This is a genomic window from Devosia sp. (genome assembly GCF_028290625.1).
Taxonomy (GTDB): Bacteria; Pseudomonadota; Alphaproteobacteria; order Rhizobiales; family Devosiaceae; genus Devosia.
Window position 1 is genome coordinate 170,038 of record NZ_JAQGJM010000020.1, and the last position, 17,459, is coordinate 187,496.

At 63.8% G+C, this 17,459-nt stretch carries 16 protein-coding genes; 9 read left to right on the forward strand and 7 right to left on the reverse strand.

Annotation, left to right across the window (positions count from 1 at the left end; all coding sequences use genetic code 11):
• Window positions 1-23: 23 nt before the first annotated feature.
• From JWR51_RS11265 to JWR51_RS11290, 6 genes are read right to left on the reverse strand one after another with little or no spacing between them, the layout of a single operon-like run.
• Window positions 24-1,370, reverse strand: a complete 1,347-nt coding sequence (locus JWR51_RS11265; RefSeq protein ID WP_299747404.1) for an amidase — start codon at window positions 1,368-1,370, stop codon at window positions 24-26.
• The gene (locus JWR51_RS11270; RefSeq protein ID WP_299747406.1) at window positions 1,367-2,743 is read right to left on the reverse strand and encodes a dipeptidase; all 1,377 of its coding nucleotides are present in this window, start codon (window positions 2,741-2,743) and stop codon (window positions 1,367-1,369) included. Before JWR51_RS11270 ends, JWR51_RS11265 begins: the two co-directional genes overlap by 4 nt.
• Window positions 2,740-3,492 (reverse strand): SDR family NAD(P)-dependent oxidoreductase, encoded by a 753-nt coding sequence (locus tag JWR51_RS11275; protein WP_299747408.1) that lies wholly within the window; start codon window positions 3,490-3,492, stop codon window positions 2,740-2,742. The genes JWR51_RS11270 and JWR51_RS11275 overlap by 4 nt, the downstream gene beginning before the upstream one ends.
• A gap of 1 nt (window position 3,493) precedes the next feature.
• Window positions 3,494-4,525, reverse strand: a complete 1,032-nt coding sequence (locus JWR51_RS11280) for a 2-dehydropantoate 2-reductase (RefSeq protein WP_299747410.1) — start codon at window positions 4,523-4,525, stop codon at window positions 3,494-3,496.
• On the reverse strand, window positions 4,522-5,223 hold the full coding sequence (locus JWR51_RS11285) for a creatininase family protein (protein ID WP_299747412.1): 702 nt from the start codon (window positions 5,221-5,223) through the stop codon (window positions 4,522-4,524). Before JWR51_RS11285 ends, JWR51_RS11280 begins: the two co-directional genes overlap by 4 nt.
• The gene (locus tag JWR51_RS11290; protein WP_299747414.1) at window positions 5,220-6,209 is read right to left on the reverse strand and encodes a GntR family transcriptional regulator; all 990 of its coding nucleotides are present in this window, start codon (window positions 6,207-6,209) and stop codon (window positions 5,220-5,222) included. Before JWR51_RS11290 ends, JWR51_RS11285 begins: the two co-directional genes overlap by 4 nt.
• Before the next feature lie 183 nt (window positions 6,210-6,392).
• Here JWR51_RS11290 and JWR51_RS11295 point away from each other — a divergent pair, with 183 nt between their 5' ends.
• The 9 genes from JWR51_RS11295 (at window position 6,393) to JWR51_RS11335 (ending at window position 15,763) form a co-directional block, all read left to right on the forward strand.
• Window positions 6,393-7,967, forward strand: coding sequence for an ABC transporter substrate-binding protein (locus tag JWR51_RS11295; protein ID WP_299747416.1), 1,575 nt, complete (start codon window positions 6,393-6,395; stop codon window positions 7,965-7,967).
• Between the two features lie 66 nt (window positions 7,968-8,033).
• Complete coding sequence (locus tag JWR51_RS11300) at window positions 8,034-8,972, forward strand: ABC transporter permease (protein WP_299747417.1); 939 nt, start codon at window positions 8,034-8,036, stop codon at window positions 8,970-8,972.
• Window positions 8,969-9,817, forward strand: a complete 849-nt coding sequence (locus JWR51_RS11305; RefSeq protein WP_299747418.1) for an ABC transporter permease — start codon at window positions 8,969-8,971, stop codon at window positions 9,815-9,817. Before JWR51_RS11300 ends, JWR51_RS11305 begins: the two co-directional genes overlap by 4 nt.
• Entirely contained in the window at window positions 9,817-10,803 is a 987-nt protein-coding gene (locus JWR51_RS11310; RefSeq protein WP_299747463.1) for an ABC transporter ATP-binding protein, read from the forward strand. Before JWR51_RS11305 ends, JWR51_RS11310 begins: the two co-directional genes overlap by 1 nt.
• Window positions 10,800-11,831 (forward strand): ABC transporter ATP-binding protein, encoded by a 1,032-nt coding sequence (locus tag JWR51_RS11315; RefSeq protein WP_299747420.1) that lies wholly within the window; start codon window positions 10,800-10,802, stop codon window positions 11,829-11,831. The genes JWR51_RS11310 and JWR51_RS11315 overlap by 4 nt, the downstream gene beginning before the upstream one ends.
• Window positions 11,828-13,351 carry a carboxypeptidase M32 gene (locus tag JWR51_RS11320; RefSeq protein ID WP_299747422.1) on the forward strand — a complete coding sequence of 508 codons (1,524 nt, stop codon included), beginning with the start codon at window positions 11,828-11,830 and terminating at the stop codon, window positions 13,349-13,351. The genes JWR51_RS11315 and JWR51_RS11320 overlap by 4 nt, the downstream gene beginning before the upstream one ends.
• Window positions 13,348-14,298 carry an isoaspartyl peptidase/L-asparaginase family protein gene (locus JWR51_RS11325; RefSeq protein ID WP_299747424.1) on the forward strand — a complete coding sequence of 317 codons (951 nt, stop codon included), beginning with the start codon at window positions 13,348-13,350 and terminating at the stop codon, window positions 14,296-14,298. The genes JWR51_RS11320 and JWR51_RS11325 overlap by 4 nt, the downstream gene beginning before the upstream one ends.
• Window positions 14,298-14,834, forward strand: a complete 537-nt coding sequence (gene rraA, locus JWR51_RS11330; protein ID WP_299747426.1) for a ribonuclease E activity regulator RraA — start codon at window positions 14,298-14,300, stop codon at window positions 14,832-14,834. Before JWR51_RS11325 ends, rraA begins: the two co-directional genes overlap by 1 nt.
• A complete protein-coding gene (locus JWR51_RS11335) occupies window positions 14,831-15,763 on the forward strand; it encodes a succinylglutamate desuccinylase/aspartoacylase family protein (RefSeq protein WP_299747428.1) in 933 nt (310 codons plus the stop codon). The genes rraA and JWR51_RS11335 overlap by 4 nt, the downstream gene beginning before the upstream one ends.
• 86 nt (window positions 15,764-15,849) lie before the next feature.
• On the opposite strand, the gene ggt is transcribed toward JWR51_RS11335, so the two are convergent.
• Entirely contained in the window at window positions 15,850-17,442 is a 1,593-nt protein-coding gene (ggt, locus tag JWR51_RS11340) for a gamma-glutamyltransferase (RefSeq protein ID WP_299747430.1), read from the reverse strand.
• Window positions 17,443-17,459: the final 17 nt, after the last annotated feature.

Genomic DNA, 17,459 nt, shown 5'->3' on the forward strand with positions numbered 1-17,459 from the left:
CGACCGTGAGCTCGTCGGACCCTCTAACGTTCAGACGGGGACTCCGGCCTTCGATAGGCGACTAGAGCACCTTCGATTGCCCGGGCAATGGCGAGCAAGATGGCATCCTGCCCCAGTCGAGCGGTTAGCTGCAGCCCCACCGGCATGCCTTCGCTCATCCCCGCCGGAATGCTGACCGAGGGATGTCCTGAGACATTGGCAAAGCCACTGGATAGCATCTCGCCCTCTTCGCCTTCCTCGATGCGCGGGTCCTCTGGCGGGGCCACGAAGGGCACGCTGGGACTGACGAGAACGTCAACCTGGGCGAACGCCGCCTCCACTGAGGCACGGAACGTCTCGCGATAGCGCATAGCGAGGAGATAATCCGCCGCAGTCGTCTTGAGCCCGTCTTCAAGCTGTTGCCGCGTCACCGCAGCATAGCCCAGCGGATTTTGCGGCAACAGGTCGCGGTGGATCACCGAGGCTTCGGGGTGCAGGATCGTCACCAATTCCGCGTTGACCCGCTCCAGGTCATCGATGCTGACTTCCACCAGCACCGCGCCCTTGGCCTTGAGCTTGGCCATTGCAACGTCAAGCGTCTCGCGCACGCCCGGTGTGATCTCGTGCGAGCCGAAATGCCGGTCGATGAGGCCGATCCGCAGGCCGGCAATATCGCGCTGTGGCGCGTCGCCGATACCCGCGATTGCCATTAGCCCGATCGTCGCATCCGCCACGTTGCGCGCCAGTGGTCCGGCGTGGTCGAGGGTCCATGAGAGTGGGAAGACGCCGTCCAGGCTCACTGTCCCAAAGCTGGGTTTCAGCCCGACAATGCCGCAATAGCTCGCCGGAATGCGGATCGAGCCGCCGGTGTCCGTGCCGATGGCCAGTGGGACAATCCCTGCCGCCACGGCCGCCGCCGAGCCGCCGCTTGAGCCGCCCGATGTGCGGCCGGTATTGTGTGGATTATTGGTCTGTCCGATAGCGGGATGCGCCACGCCATAGGCGTATTCGAGCAGATTGGTCTTGCCGAAGATGATTGCTCCGGCCGCGCGCAGCCGTCCGACCAGTTCCGCGTCGCGGCTCGGCATTTGCGGCTCTCTGGCCCGCGTGCCAAAGCCGGTCGCTACGCCCTCGACGTCGATCAGGTCCTTGATAGCGACGGGAATGCCATGCAGTGGGCCGAGATCTAGGCCCGAGGCCAGCTCCTGCGTCCGCCGCTCGGCGTCCGCCAGCGCCATCTCCGCCATCGGATTGGCAAAGGCATTGAGCCTGGGCTCCAGTGCTTCGATGCGAACCAGCGCCGCTTTCACCACGTCGAGCGGGGTTAACCGTCCATCGCGATAGCGTGCTCCCAGCTCGGTGATGTCGAGGAAGCCGATATCTTCGCTCATCCCGGCGTGCCCAACCGCCCGAGGAGCCGCGCCCAGGCGGTGAGGCCGATGCTGAGATTGGAGAGGCGGAAGAACTCGTTGGGAGCGTGGTAGTCCTCGTCCGACGTTGAGAACGAAAAAAAGATCATGCCGACGCCAAGATGCTTCTTCATCACCGCACCGATTGGAATGGTGGCGCCCATGGCGACGCGGAGCGGCTTCTGGCCGAGCACCTCGCCGAAGATTTCCTCGGAGATTTTGAGTGCCGGCAAATCTGGATCGAGCGCGAATGCCATCGTGCCTGGACCATGGCCGTGGACTTCGAGCGCATAACCGCTCGGCAATCTTGCCTGCAAATGCGCTTCGATCGCTGCGGTCACCGCCATCGGGTCCTGTCCCGCCACCAGCCGGCAGGTGATCTTGGCCGAAGCCTGTGCCGGGATCACCGTCTTGGTGCCCGGCCCGGCATAGCCGCCGGAAATGCCATTGAACTCCAGCGTTGGCACTAGCCATTGCCTTGTCAGCAGGTCTTCGCCCGAGGGCAAGGGATCTGGTCGCTGGGCGCCGATCTCGTCGAAATAGCGGCCGGCGTCGAAGCCGACAGCCATGATGGCGGCGATGATCGCGGGGTCTGGGGGCAGGGCGCTGTCGGCAAAGCCATCCACCGTCACATTGCCGTCCGCATCATGCAGCGACGCCAGCAGATGGCTCAGCACCCGCACCGCGTTGGGTGCGCTGCCGCCATGCCGGCCCGAATGCAGATCCTTTCCGGCGCCGCGCACGGTGACGTCAAGTGCGGTTAGCCCGCGCGTGGCCACGGTCACCGAGGCGATATCGGGCCGCCACATGGCGCCATCGGCAGACACGACGAGATCGCAGGCGAGGCGGTCCTTGAGCCGCTCTACAGTCGGCTCGAAATGCGGGCTGCCGGATTCCTCTTCGCCCTCAATCAGCATTTTGAGATTGATCGGCAGGCCGCCGCGCAATTTGCCGAACGCCTCGGCCACGATGATGGGCAGCAGCAGAGGTGCCTTGTCGTCTGAAACGCCACGCGCATAGAGCCGGTCATTGCGTATTGTCGGCTCGAAGGGTGGCGTTAGCCACTTGTCGAGTGGATCGGGCGGCTGCACGTCGTAATGGCCATAGACCAGCACGGTCGGCGCACCGGGCGTCTCGCACCATTCAGCGATCACGGTGGGATGCCCGCGGGTCGGCACGATTTCGACCACCGGAAAGCCCGCCTTGCGCATGCGTTCGGCCACGAACTCCGCGGCTGCTGCGATTCCCTCGGCAAAGGCGGGATCGGTGCTGACGCTGGGAATGCGGCAGAAGGCGATCACATCGGCCAGCGCTTCCGCTTCCTGGCCCGCCAGATAGGTCTCGATCTCGCTCACTTGCCGCCGTCCACGCTCAGCACCTGACCGGAAATCCAGCCGGCCTGGTCGGAGGCGAAGAACATCACCGCATTGGCGATATCGTCCGGTGAGCCAAGACGCTTGAGCGCGATATTGTTAAGCAGCTTTTCCTGCCCCTCCGCCCCCATCGCATCCCATTGCCGCTCGGTCGTCGGATTGGATCGCACGAAGCCCGGCGCGATGTTGTTGACCGTAATGTTCCAGGCACCCAGTTCATGGGCGAGCTGGCGGGTGAGGCCGATCTGACCGGCCTTGGCGCTGGCATAGGCCTGGATGCCGGTCAGGCTGATGCCCAGCCCGGCACCACTGGAAATATTGATCACCCGCCCGAAGCGCTGCTTTTTCATCCCCGGCGCCACCGCCTGGGTCATAAAGAAGGCGCCTGAGACATTGGCGTCGAAAATGGTCTGCCAATCGGCGGCACTGATCTCCTCGATCGGTCGCCCGACCTGGCCACGCACGCCACCGGCATTGTTGATGAGGATGTCCACGACATGGCCGTCGGCTTCGATCTGGGCGATTGTCGCCTGGACGGCATCGTGGTCGCCTACGTCAAGGCTCAGCCCCTTGCCGCCACCGAGGCGGGCCGTCTCGGCCAGGCCCTCAGCATTGACGTCGCAGGCGTAGACATTTGCGCCATGCGCCGCGAAAGCCAGCGCGATTGCGCGGCCGAAACCGTGCGCCGCGCCGGTGACGACGACAGTCTTGCCGGCAAAATCGATATTCATCCTAAGCCACCGTTGCCGTTGCGGCGCTTGCGAGCACCGTCATATTGTCGGGCGAAAATGTGCGTTGCCCGGTTTCCATTTCGCGGATCATCGCGATCAGCCGTGCCGTCAGTGGCGTCGGCACGCCGTTGCGCCGCCCCGCATCGACAATTGGGCCAAGCTGGTCCTGAGCCTCGGTCTGGCGCTTGCGCACCGCGAGGTCGCGCCAGATGCCGGAATGGGATTTGGTCGACTTGCGGTTGTGCGCGACCATGTCGTCGAAGGACTGATCAATCTGCGCTTGCGATACGCCGGGAACGAAAGCGCCCGGATCGAAGCCATTGAAGGCTTCCGTGACGACGCCCTCGGCCTTGGCGATGGCACCGACCTCGCGGCCGAGATCGGTCAGGACGGCGCGATATGCCGGGGCTGCGAGGGCGTCAGCTATGCTGTCATTCGTCAGGGCAGTGGCGAACAGCAGCGCGCCATAAACCAGCTTGCCCCAGAGATAACCCCAGATGTTGCTGGTCAGTACGGCATTGGGTTCGAAGTCGAGCAGTAGTTTATGCAGGGCAGTGACGCGGTCGGTTGTGCTGCCATCGAGTTCGCCGATCACGACCGCCCCGCGACCACCGAAAGTAACGATACCGGGTTCGAGGTAGTCGGCACCGAAATTGACGAAGCACCCCATGGTGCGCTCGCGGCCGATGATGTCGGCAATCACCAGCTCGTTAAGCCCGTTTTGCGCGGAAACGACGACACCGCCCGGCGCCACGTGTGGCAGTAGCGCCCGCGCGGCCGCATCGGTGTGCAGCGCCTTAACGCAGAGGAAGATGGTCTCGAACTGTCCGGTCAAATCTGACGGCAGGAAGGCCTTCGCCCTGACGGTATCCTCGAAGATCGGGCCCACAATGCGCAGCCCGGCCGCGTTGATTTCGGTGACATGTTCGGGGACATTGTCGACGAACACCACCTCGTGGCCGGCGCGGATGAGGGCGGCGCCCAGCGTGCCGCCGATCGCGCCCGCGCCCCAGATCAGGACCGGGTCCGTCATGACCACGGCCCCTCCATCAGGGCGCGGGTCTCGGTCACGGCGATATCCCAAATCGCCTGCATTTCAGCATCGTCGCGCTCATAATAGCCGCCGAAATTGCCGTCGCCGAGATAGGCGCGCACGCCTGCAGGGTCCATGTAGCGCATGCGCGCCAGATCGATCATCGGCTTGCGCTGGGTCGGCTGTGTCACGCCGGGCAGGCGGGTCCAGGCGAAATTTTCCATCCATGACGCATGGGAGGCGACGGTATCGATTTCCTGAACCTTGGCGAAGGTCGCCGGGGCGTTCCACCAATTGTGGAACTTGACTGCATGGCCCGGATTGTCGGCCATCCATTCGATGGCCAGGCTGCCGCCCGGCTGGTTGCCGCCATGGCCGTTGACCAGGAGGATGCGCTTGAAACCCTGGATCTTCAGCCCATCCAGAATGTCGCGAATAATGCGCGTATAGGTATCGATGCGCAGGCTGATCGAGCCGGGATAGGCCAGGAAATACGGCGTGATACCATAGGGCAACACCGGGAACACCGGAACGCCCAGCGGTTCGGCGGCATCGAGCGCGACTTTTTCCGCGAGGATCGAATCCACCGACAGGGACAGGCCCGCATGCTGCTCGGTACTGCCGAGTGGCACGACGCAACGGTCGTCGCGCTTGAGATAATCCTCGACCTGGCTCCAATTCATCTCGGCGATTTTCACGATGCTTCCTTCCGTTCAACTGGGGCGTGCTGGCTGGCTGCAGTGATGAATGGCATCACCACCCGTTCGATATCGCCGGGGTCCGGCGTATGGCGGTATTCGATGGCGGTCGTGCCCGGCTTGGCGATTTCGGCGGCGGCTTCCGCACCAGTGGAAAACACTACGACGTCGGCTGCGGTCAGCACGGCGGCGATATCAGGATCGTTGATGGTTGCCGCGGTGATGTCCTGCACATGGGCGGCGAAACGCTGCACGCCGGCCTTGATGATGGGTAGGAAATCGGGGAACAACGACACCACCGCCACCCGCGCCATCGGGTCGAGCGCCGCCAGCGCCATTCGTGTGGCTTCAGCCGGAATGAAGCGGATCGAGACGACCTTGGTATTGGGCAATAGACTCGACACTTCGCGATGCCGGTTGGCGAAGGTGACCACCAGATCGGCCGAGCCGGCGCGATCCTTGGCGTCGCCATCGCGCAGGATCGCGTCGATGGTCATCGGCTCCACGGTGGCGCTGCCGCCGAGCTGGGCCGCGATGAAGCGCGCATAGCTTGTCGTTGCTTCAGGGAACAGCCCGACCATGACCACGCTGACGCGATGGCCCAAGCTGATGCGGTAGGACAGGCGCGCATTGAACAAAGCCGCCACGTCGCTGGTACGGATGCCCATGTTCATGGCGTTGTCGATCAACGCATCGATCTGCCGATGCAGCGCCACGATATCGGTCCTGGCCGCCATCCGCGCCTGCGAGCTATCGGCGACGTAGGTGCCCGAGCCGGGGCGCGAGTCGATCAGCCCGTCCTTCTTGAGGTCGCGATACACCTGGCTCACCGTCATCGGCGCCACGCCGACTTGTTCGGCCAGTTCGCGCACCGAAGGCAGTGCGTCACCGACCAGCAAGTCGCCGCAGGCGATGCCGTATTCGATGATCCCCTTGAGCTGCTGCCGGATCGGGACCGGAAGCTTCCGGTCGATAAAAAAATCCATGAAACCGCGTCTGCCTATGTGTCCTATTTGGCTATCACAGCTTCCGAGCTTCGGACAAGCCGTTATACCGTACTGTATCAAATTAGGTGGATAGCGCTGAATGTGGCGCGTTGACGGCGCTCGAAGCGCATGCAACGTTACATTCCAATAGAACAGTTACCCATTACTCAGAAAGGCGAAAGCATGAAGATCGTATCCATCGCTGCCATCGCGGCAGCCCTTCTTCTGGGCGTCAGTTCGTCGGCCATGGCGGTCGAGCGAGGTGGCACCATGACCTATGCGCGTTATGCCGACAGCCTGTTCCTCGATCCTGTGCTCAATGACGCCAATGTCGACATCTGGGTGCTGTCCAATATCTACGACACGCTGCTGCTGCCCACCGATGATGGCCAAGGCGTGCAGCCGGGCCTCGCCACCGAGTGGAAAACCTCCGACGATGGCCTGACGGTTACGCTGACGCTGCGCGACGGCATCAAGTTCTCCGACGGCTCGCCGATCACCGGCGAAGACGTCAAATGGTCGCTCGAACGCGCCGCCAAGCCCGACAATGGCATCTGGCAGTTCCTGGTCGCCTCGATCGCTTCGGTCGCGACCGAAGGCAACACCGTCACCATCACGCTGGCGCATCCAGATCCGGCCTTCATCTCGGCGCTGACGGTGTTCAACACCGCCATCATGCCCAAGGCGCTGTTCGAAGCGACGCCCGGCGCCACCGATGCCGAAAAGGCCCAGGCCTTTGGCGAGCATCCGGTCGGCTCCGGCCCATTCATGCTGGCCTCGTGGGAACGCGGCGCCACCATGAAGCTGGTCAAGAATCCCTACTATTGGGACAAGGGCGAAGACGGACAGCCGCTGCCCTATCTCGACGGCCTGAATTTCGAAGTCATCCCTGACGATGCCACCCGCATCCTGCGCCTGCAGTCGGGTGAAGTGGATGGCGCCGAATTCATTCCCTATGCCCGTGTCGAGGAGCTCAAGGGCGCCGAAAACCTCAACATGGAAATGTTCCCCTCGACCCGCGTGCAATACATTTCGCTGAACGTGCGGCCGCAGATCGACGGCAAGGACAATCCGCTGTCCAACCCGAAGGTGCGCGAAGCCCTGAACTACGCCACCAACAAGGAAGCGATCATCCAGATCGTGACCCATGGGGTGGGCACGCAGATGACCTCGTTCATGTCGACCGCCACCCCGCTGCATACCGGCACAGATCCGCTCTATCCCTATGACCTCGATAAGGCCAAGGCACTGATGGCCGAGGCCGGCTTCCCCGATGGGTTCTCGACGAGCCTTCTCGTGCTGGCCGGCAACCAGGATGAAGTCGGCATCGGCACCGCTGTGCAGCAGATGTGGGGCGCCATCGGCGTCAAGCTCGAGCTGCAGCAGGTCGATAACGCCACCCGCACCCAGCAATATCGTGACGGCACCATGCAAATGCGCGTTGCCGCCTGGACCGACGATATCGCCGATCCCAATGAAATCACCTCCTACTTCGCCTATTCGCCGACCATCGACGCCCTGCATTCGGGCTGGAAGAGCGAAGAGGCCGACAAGCTGTTCGAGGCTAGCCAGAGCGAAATCGACCCCACCAAGCGGGCCGAGGAATATGCCAGGATCCAGGAGATCTTCAACACCACCGGGCCGATCGTTCCCCTCTACGAAACGCCTTATCCAGTGGCGCTGAGCAAGACCGCCATGGGCTTCAACCAGATCCCGCTCGGCAACAACATCTTCCGCGCCGCCTGGCTCGATAAATAAGCCGATTTGGGCGGGGAGCTGCATCTCCCCGCCCAATATTTTCCTCAATGCCTGCGGAGTGAGCTTTTGTCGCTGGTCCCCTATATCCTGCGCCGCCTGCTGCAACTGATCCCCACCTTTGCGTTCATCGTCCTCGTGGTTTTCATACTGGTGCGCCTGCTTCCCGGCGATCCGGCGAGCGCCATTTTGGGCGACCGTGCGCTGGATGCCGACGTGAACCGCATCAATGCCGAACTCGGTCTCGACCAGCCGTTGCCTGTGCAATTCATCGCCTTCGTCAAGGCCATCGCCACCGGCAATCTCGGCAACTCGATCACCCTCAAGCTCCCCGTCACCGACCTCATCGCCCAGCGCATGCCGGTCACGCTGATGCTGACAGTGATGGCCGCACTCATCGCCCTCGTGTTGGCGCTGCCGCTGGCCTTCCTCGCCGCACTACAGCGCGACAAGCTCGCCGATAACGCCATTCGCGGCGTGTTCCAGGTCGGGCTGTCGATGCCGGTGTTCTATCTCGGCATTATCCTGCTGACGGTGTTCGGCGCCGGCCTCGGCTGGTTTCCGGTCGGCGGCTATGGCGAGGGTTTCCTCGATCACGTGCATCACCTGATCCTGCCGGCGCTGACTTTGGCGCTCAGCCTCGCCGCCATCCTGATGCGCAATCTGCGTGCCGCCATCATCGGCGTGGTCGGCGCCGAATATGTCGATTTCGCCCGCGCCAAGGGCCTACGTCCGCGCCTGATCATGATCCGTCACGTGTTGCGCAACGCTTTGATTTCCACCGTGACGCTGTTCGGCCTCTCCATTGGCACGCTGCTCGGCGGCGCTGTGATTACCGAAACCGTATTCGCCATTCCGGGAGCAGGGCGCCTGATGATCGATAGTATCTATGGCCGCGATTATCCGGTGGTGCAGGGCATGACGTTGGCGCTGGCGGTCTGCGTCTCGCTGACTTTCCTGCTCACCGATATTGTGCAGGCCTATCTCGATCCGCGGGTGGCGCGATGACCATCGTCGCAGCAAATCCAGCCGTCCGACGACGCGCCCGTATCAGCCTGCCATTCACGCTGGTGTTCGGTGGCGTCATCATTGGGCTCAGCACCATAGTCGCCTTCTTCCCGAGCTTGTTCGCCCCCTACGACCCCGCGGCCATGGACTACAATGCGCTGCTGCAGGCGCCGACTGTGGCGCATCCATTCGGCACCGATAGTTTTGGCCGCGATGTGCTGACCCGCGTCATCCACGCCTATACGGTCGACATGCAGATCGCGCTGTTTGCGACGCTGTTCCCCTTCGTCTTCGGCACTATCGTGGGCGCTCTGGTTGGTTATGCCGGCGGCTGGGCCAATGCGCTGTTCGGGCGTGTCGTCGATGCTATCATTACGTTCCCCTTTCTCGTGCTGGTGATAGCTATTGTTGCCGTGCTTGGGCCGGGCCTGGTCAACATGTACGTCGCCGTCAGCGTCGTCGGTTGGGTGTTCTACGCGCGCCTGGTCGCTACAGAAGTGCAGGTGCAGAAGCGCCTCGACTATGCCGACTCCGGCCGCGCCATGGGCTATCGACCGCTGCGCATCATCTTCCGCCATCTGCTGCCCAATGCCATCACCCCGGCTTTAGTCTATTGGATGACCGATATGGCGCTGGCTATCTTGCTCGGCTCCAGCCTCGGCTATCTCGGCCTCGGCGCCCAGCCGCCGACCGCCGAATGGGGCGTGCAGATCGCCGACGGCAAGAACTTCATGAATACGGCCTGGTGGATTTCGGTGTTCCCCGGCATTGCCATCGTCATCACCGGCCTGGGCTTCAGCCTTGTCGGCGACGGTCTGGCCGAACTGCTGAGGACCAAGAAATGATCCCGGCCCTCGAAGTTCGCAACCTGACGACGGGGTTCAAGACGGCCAACGGCTGGGTCACGGCGGTCAAGGACGTTGGCTTCGACGTGATGCCGGGTGAGGTGGTTGGCCTTGTCGGTGAATCGGGATCCGGCAAGAGCGTCACGCTACACTCCATCCTTAGACTGGTGCATGCGCCGGGCATCATCGAGGGTAGTGTCAAATGGCAGGGCCGCGACCTGCTGACCATGTCCGAGCGCGAATTGCGCAAGGTGCGCGGCGGGGAGATCGCTATGATTTTCCAGGAGCCGATGACGGCGCTTAATCCGGTGCTGCCGGTTGGCATCCAGATCGAGGAAAATCTCAGCGCCCATACCGCGCTCGATGGGCGCCAGCGTGCAGCCCGCGCGCGCGAACTGATGGATTTGGTGGGTATTCCCGAAGCGGCCCGCCGTCTCAAGGATTATCCGCATCAGTTCTCCGGCGGCATGCGCCAGCGCGTCATGATCGCCATCGCTCTGGCCAGCGGGCCAAAACTGCTACTGGCGGACGAACCCACGACCGCGCTCGATGTCACTATCCAGGACCAAATCCTCAAGCTTATCCTCGACCTGCGCGACGAGCTGCAGATGGGCGTCGTCCTCGTCACCCACGATCTCGGCGTCGTCGCCGCCACCTGCGACCGCATGGCGGTGATGTACGCGGGGCGCATCGTCGAGACCGGCACTGTCGTCAACGTTTTCGCCGAGCCGCATCATGCCTATACGCGCGGCCTGCTTGGCTCGGTGCCGCGCGGCGGGGCAGGGCGCACCATGCTGCTCTCCATCGAGGGCACGCCGCCAGGGCTGGCCTCGATCCCGCCGGGCTGCTCGTTCAACCCGCGCTGCACCTTCGCCACCGATATCTGCCGTAAGGAGACCCCCATGCTCGCTGAATTCGCCCCGGGGCGTCTCGTTGCCTGCCACCATCACCGCGAAGTCGCCGCCGCCGGATCGCCCGTCGCATGAACGCCGCCCTGTCCCAAACGCTGATCGCCGCCGAGGAAGTCAGCAAGGAATTCCTCATTCCCCAAGGCATGTGGCGTCGACTAACAGGCCAGCCTCGGCTGGCTGTCCATGCCCTCAACGGCGTCAGCTTCCAGATCAATCGGGGCGAAACTCTCGGTATCGTCGGTGAAAGCGGCTGCGGCAAGTCCACACTGGCGCGCTGTCTGGTGCGCCTGTTCGATTGCGACGACGGCCGCGTCCGCTTCGAAGGCCAGGACATCGCCGATCTCAAAGGCGCCGATCGCCGCGCCTTCAATCGCCGCGTCCAGATGATCTTCCAGGACCCCTATAGCTCGCTCAATCCACGCATGCGGGTGCGCGAAATCCTCGGCGAGGCCCTCAGCGTCCACAAGATGCGCCCCCGCGCGCAAATCCCGGCGCGCATCGCAGAACTGCTCGATCTGGTGCGCCTGCCCAGCGACGCCGCCGATAAATTCCCCCACGAATTTTCTGGCGGCCAGCGCCAGCGCATCGGCATTGCTCGCGCCCTGGCGGTCGAGCCGGACGTCCTGGTCGCCGACGAACTGGTGTCGGCGCTCGACGTGTCGGTGCAGGCGCAGGTGGTCAACCTGCTGCTGCAACTGCAGGAAAAGCTGCATTTGACGGTCGTCTTCGTCGCCCACGACCTGCGCCTGGTGCGCCATATCTCGCATCGCGTCGCCGTCATGTATCTCGGCAAGATCGTCGAGATCGGGCCGACCGAGGGCCTGTTCTCGTCGCCGCGCCACCCCTATACCAAGGCGCTGCTCGACGCCGCGCCGGAGCTCGACCCGACCAAGCGCAACCGCACTGTGGCAGCACGCGGCGAATTGCCGAGCCCGATCAACCTGCCCACCGGCTGCCTGTTCAACACCCGCTGCCCCCGCGCCTTCGACCGCTGCTTTGTCGAACGGCCGCTGCTCAGCGACCGCACTCCCGCCCACAGGGCCGCCTGCCATCTGACCGATTTCGGCGCGCCATCCCTCCAGAACCTTGAAGCCATTTCATGACCTATTCCGCTTTCCAAGCTGCTATCGCACAGATCAACGACATTCTCTGCACCGTCAATCTGCTCGCCTGGGACTCGCGCACCGTGATGCCGCCCGGCGGCGTTGAATCACGTGGCGCGCAGGTATCGACGCTCACCAGCCTGGCCCGCGAACTGGCCACTGGCGATGCCATGGCCCGCGCCCTCGACGGCGCCCGCGCCGAGTTGGCGAACGCGCCCGCCACTGACATCCGCCACCGTGCCGTCGCCCAGGCCACCAGGGAGATTGGCATCTTGAGCCGCATTCCCGCCGCCCTGATCGGCGAAGCTGCCGAACTCAAGACCCGCGCCAATGCGGCCTGGGTCGAAGCCCGTGCCGCCAATGATTTCGCCGGCTACGCCCCGGTGCTCGAACGCATGATCGCCATCCAGCGCGAAACCGCCCACGCCATCGGCTTTGCCGCTCACCCCTATGACGCGCTGCTGAACGGCTACGAGCCTGACATGACGCTGGCACAGCTGCAAACCATCTATGGCAGTCTGAAATCTGCTTTGGTGCCGCTGATCGAGCATGCTACTGCCGCTCCGCCGCCGCGCACCGATTTCCTCCGCCGCGCCTACCCCGTTGAGCAGCAGAAGGCCTTCGGCCTCGCCATGGCGCAGCGCATGGGCTACGACCTCAGTCGCGGCCGGCTCGACGACACCGTCCATCCCTTCGAGATCTCCTTCACCCGCCACGATGTGCGCATCACCAGCCGCTTCCGCGAAAGCTGGCTGCCCGGCGGCTTCTTCGCGCTGTGGCACGAGGCCGGCCATGGCATGTACGAGCAGGGCGTTGCGCCCGAATACACCCGCTCGATCTTCGCCACCGACCTGATCAATCTCTATGCAGTGGGCGGCGCCAGCTTTGGCGTGCACGAATCCCAGTCGCGCCTGTGGGAAAATCGCGTCGGCCGCTCGCGCCAGTTCTGGGAACTGCATTTCGGCGAGTTGCAGGCTCATTTCCCCGAGCAATTGGGCGACGTGTCGGCGCACGAATTCTGGCGCTCGGTCAACCAAGTCCGCCCCGATTTCATCCGCGTCGAAGCCGATGAATTGACCTATGACCTGCACATCATCCTGCGCTCGGAAATCGAGGCGGGCCTGATGGCGGGCGAGATCAAGGTCGCCGATCTGCCCGGCATCTGGGCTGAAAAGATGCAGACCTATTTCGGCTTGGCCGTGCCCAATGACACCCTCGGCGTGCTGCAGGACGTGCATTGGTCGCACGGCTATGTCGGCTCGTTCCCAACCTACACGCTGGGCAATATCATGAGCTCGCAGTTTTTCGCCACGGCACGGCAGAAGCCGGAAATCGCGGCGAGTCTCGACAGCGGCGATTACGCTTCGCTCAAAACCTTCCTGACCGACAATATCTACAGCTACGGGCGCTCGTCGTCGCCCGCCGAAACCCTGCAACGGGTCACTGGTCGTGGCCTTGATACCGCGCCCTACATTGCCGACCTCACCGACAAGGTCGCAGCGCTGACGGCCGGCGCATGATCCGCCCCGTCATCGCCATTCACGGCGGCTGCGGCGTCATGGCCAAGCTCGATCTGAGCGAAGCCGACTGGGCCGATGCTCGCCGCGACCTCGCCGAAGCCTTGCGCGTCGGCTGGCGCGTATTGCACTCCGGCGGCTCCGCAGTCGATGCCGTCGAGGCGGCCGTTGTTGTGATGGAAGACTCGCCCCAGTTCAACGCCGGTCACGGCGCTGCTTTCAATACCGACGGCGTGCACGAACTGGACTCTTCGATCATGCGCGGTTCCGATTTGGGGGCCGGGGCCGTTACACTGGCCCGCCGCATCCGCAATCCCGTCCGCGCCGCCCGAGCCCTACTGGAGCGTAATACAGCGATCATGCTCGGCGGCCCCGAAGCCGACAAGTTCGCCGAAGCCACCGGCCTCGACATGGTCGAGCAAGAATATTTCACCACCGAACGCCGGGCGCAGGCGCTGGCCACCCTCAAGGCCAAGGCAATCGCCGGCACGCTCAAATCCGCGACCGAAGCCGAGAAACACGGCACCGTCGGCGCAGTTGCGCTCGATGCGCAAGGCCATCTCGCCGCGGCAACCTCCACCGGCGGTTACACCAATAAGCCTGCCGGCCGTATTGGCGATAGCCCGATCATCGGCGCCGGCACTTATGCCCGCGACGGCGTTTGTGCTGTCTCGGGAACGGGCGCCGGCGAGTTCTTCATCCGCCACGCCGTCGGCCACGAGATCGCCAGCCGCATCGCCTATCTCGGCGAAACGCTGCAAACCGCCGCCGACCAGGTCATCAAGACCGATCTCGCCAGCTACGGCGTTGGTGCCGGAATCGTCGCCGTCGACGCCCATGGCAATATTACCGCCCCCTTCAACACCGATGGCATGTTCCGCGGCTGGATCACCGCCGATGGCGACCTGTTCGTCGGTACGCACACCGACGTCACCCAGGTTTCCCTCTGATGCGCCAGCCCACCATCGTCACGGCCGACCTCTACGACGTCCACCACGCCAGCCTTGAAGTCTGCGAACTGCAGTTCCGCTCCTTCGGCGCCAACCGGTCGTTCTTCGGCCCCTGCGTTACCCTCGCGACCTTCGAGGACCACACACCCGTCCTTGCGGCTCTCCAACAGCCCGGCAATGGCCGCGTGCTGGTCGTCGATGGCCAGGGGTCGCTGCGCATCGGCCTGATGGGCGATCGCCTCGCCAAATTCGCGGCCGACAATGGCTGGGGCGGGGTCGTCATCGACGGCGTCATCCGCGATAGCCTGGGCATGGAAAATCTCGATATCGGCGTCAAGGCGCTCGGCACTACCGCACGCCGCGGCTGGGCTCCAATCACGCCCACAAACGATATCGCCCTGACCATCGGCGGCGCCACATTCAATCCCGGCGACTGGGTCTATGCCGATGTCGATTGCGTCATCGTCAGCCGCACCGAACTCGATCTGACCATATCGCCCGTCGCGCCCCTCTCATATCCGGACCCGCAACAATGAACGCACTTCCGTCCTTCCGCACCGGTACGCCCCGCGTCGAACAGGGCTATGTCCAGCCCTTACCGGGCATAGATATCCCCTTCACGGTGATCGAGGGCGCCCAGCCCGGTCCGGTCTTGCTGGTCACCGCCGGCGTGCATGCGTCCGAATTCTGCTCGATCGAGGCGGCCATCCGCCTACAGCAGACCAAGCCCGAAAATCTTAAGGGCACGCTGGTCATCCTGCCCATTCTCAACATGCAGGGTTTTCGCAAACGCAGCATCTACATCATGCCTGAGGACGGCAAGAACCTGAACCGCCAGTTCCCCGGAAAGCCCGATGGCACGCTCAGCGAGCAACTGGCCTTTTGGCTGAGCGGTACCGTGTTTCCGCAGGCCGACGCCTATCTCGACCTGCATGGCGGCGATCTGGATGAGTCCCTTTTGCCCTTCACCATCTATCCGCGGGGCGACGCCGGCTCGAAGGCACTTGCGGTCGCCTTCGGCATCCAGATCGCCATTGCGTCGGACGGCAAGACCAATTCCATCAACGGTGCCGTCCAGCATGGCATTCCGAGCCTCTTGCCCGAAATGAGCGGCAATGGCCTCTGGGATGACGCTCTGGTTGGCGAGCTCACCGACGGTATCGCCCGCGTCATGCTGCATCTTGGGATGATTGACGGCCCGGTCAAACCCGCGCCGCAGGCAACACCGGATTTCGTCACCATGTGGGTGCCCACCGCGCCGATGGATGGCCTGTGGTATTCCGCCAAGCAGATCGCCGAAACCGTAGCCGCCGGGGAAGTCCTCGGCGAAATTCGCGACGTGTTCGGCGCCGTGCTAGCAACCATCCGCTCCGAGAAGGCCGGGATCGTTGTCTACCGCATGACCAGCCTGAGTGTGAATCAGGGCGAAGCCCTGCTCGGCGTCGGCTCGCCGCTGGTGGAGTAAGGGACTGCTTTTTGGCCCATGGGGCCAAAAGCCTTCGCAAGATCAACGACCCCGGGGGCACGAACAATCAATTCCGGGATCTGTCCTCAATAACCCAGTGCCATCCCGTCCTTGCGGTGGTCCGATCCGCCGATCAGCACGCCCCTGGCATGGTCGATGAAGATGGCCTGGCAGCCGCCGATCGGATCGGACGACCAGCCGGTACGATGACCGCGCGCCACGAGATCCGCTCGCACGGCGTCGCCGAAGCCGGGCTCGAGCGTCAGCAGGCCATTGAAGGCGAAGCTGCGTGGCGCTTCGTTGGCACGTTGGGGATCATAGCCGCGATCGAGCACGTGGCTGAGGAAGTGGGCGTGGCCCGTGGCCTGGAACTGGCCGCCCATGACGCCGAAGGGCATGATCGGAATGGCATCCTTCATCAGTAGCCCCGGAATGATGGTGTGCAACGGGCGCTTGCGCGGTGCGAGCTCATTGGGGTGGCCAGCCGTCAGCGAGAAGCCACTGCCGCGGTTCTGCAGTAGCACGCCGCTGGCGGGGGCATAAATGCCGCTGCCGAAGCTGGCAAAGATGGAGTTGATCAGCGAGACGCAGTTGCGATCGCGATCGACCACGGTGAGATAGACCGTGTCGCGATGCACCGGGCCATCCCAGACCTCGGGGGCAGACGCCTGGTCGAGGCGGATTTTGCTGCGCAAGCCGGCAATATGGGCGTCGGCAAGAATGTCATCGACGCTAATGGTCATATGAGCCGGGTCGCCGATCAGTGTGTCGCGCAAGCGATAGGCGGCCTTGGTCGCCTCGGCGAGCAGATGGATGCGGTCGGCCTCGCTGACGGCGCTGTCAGATAAATCGAAACCATCGAGGATGCGAGCGATGACCAGCGCGGCGAGGCCCTGGCCGTTGGGCGGGCATTCAAGGATGTCGTGGCCGCGGAAGGCGGCGCTGATCGGGGCGGTCTCGAAGCCGCGATAGGCGGCGAAATCTTCAAGGGTGTGACTGCCCCCGAGCGCTTGGAGCGTGGTCGTAATTTCCTCGGCGACCGGACCGTCGTAAAAAGCGTCGCGGCCCTTGGCCGCGATGGCCCTCATTGTCTGCGCCAGTGCCGGATTGGCGAAGCGGTCGCCCGTGCGAGGCGTGTTGCCGCCAGGGGCGAACTGCGCGCTGGCCGGCCCATGATGCTCGACGCGGGCGCGGTAATGCGCCCAGTCCAGCGCCACCCGGCCAGTGACGCGGAAACCGTTTTCCGCCAGCGCAATGGCGGGAGCAAGCAGCTGGGGCAGCTCAAGACGACCATAGGCGGCGGACAGCTTGCACCAGGCGTCGACGGCGCCGGGGATGGTAACGGCGTGGGGCGAGGCTTCGGGAATGCTCGTCAGTCCCATAGCGCGGAGCGCCCCTGACGAAGCGCCAGCCGGCGCCCAGCCCGAGCCGTTGAATGCAGTGACCGGCCGTCCGTCGGCGGGAGCGACGATGGCGAAGCAGTCGCCCCCAATCCCCGTCATGGCCGGTTCGACCACGCATTCCACCGCAATGGCAGCGATGGCGGCGTCCATCGCATTGCCGCCGGCACGCAAGATGTCGATGGCGGCCAGCGTTGCCAGCGGATGCGAGGTGGCGGCCATGCCATTTTCGCCCAGCGCGGCCGATCGGCCTGGCATGATGTAGTCACGTTCCAGCATGACGTCTCCGAGCGTAA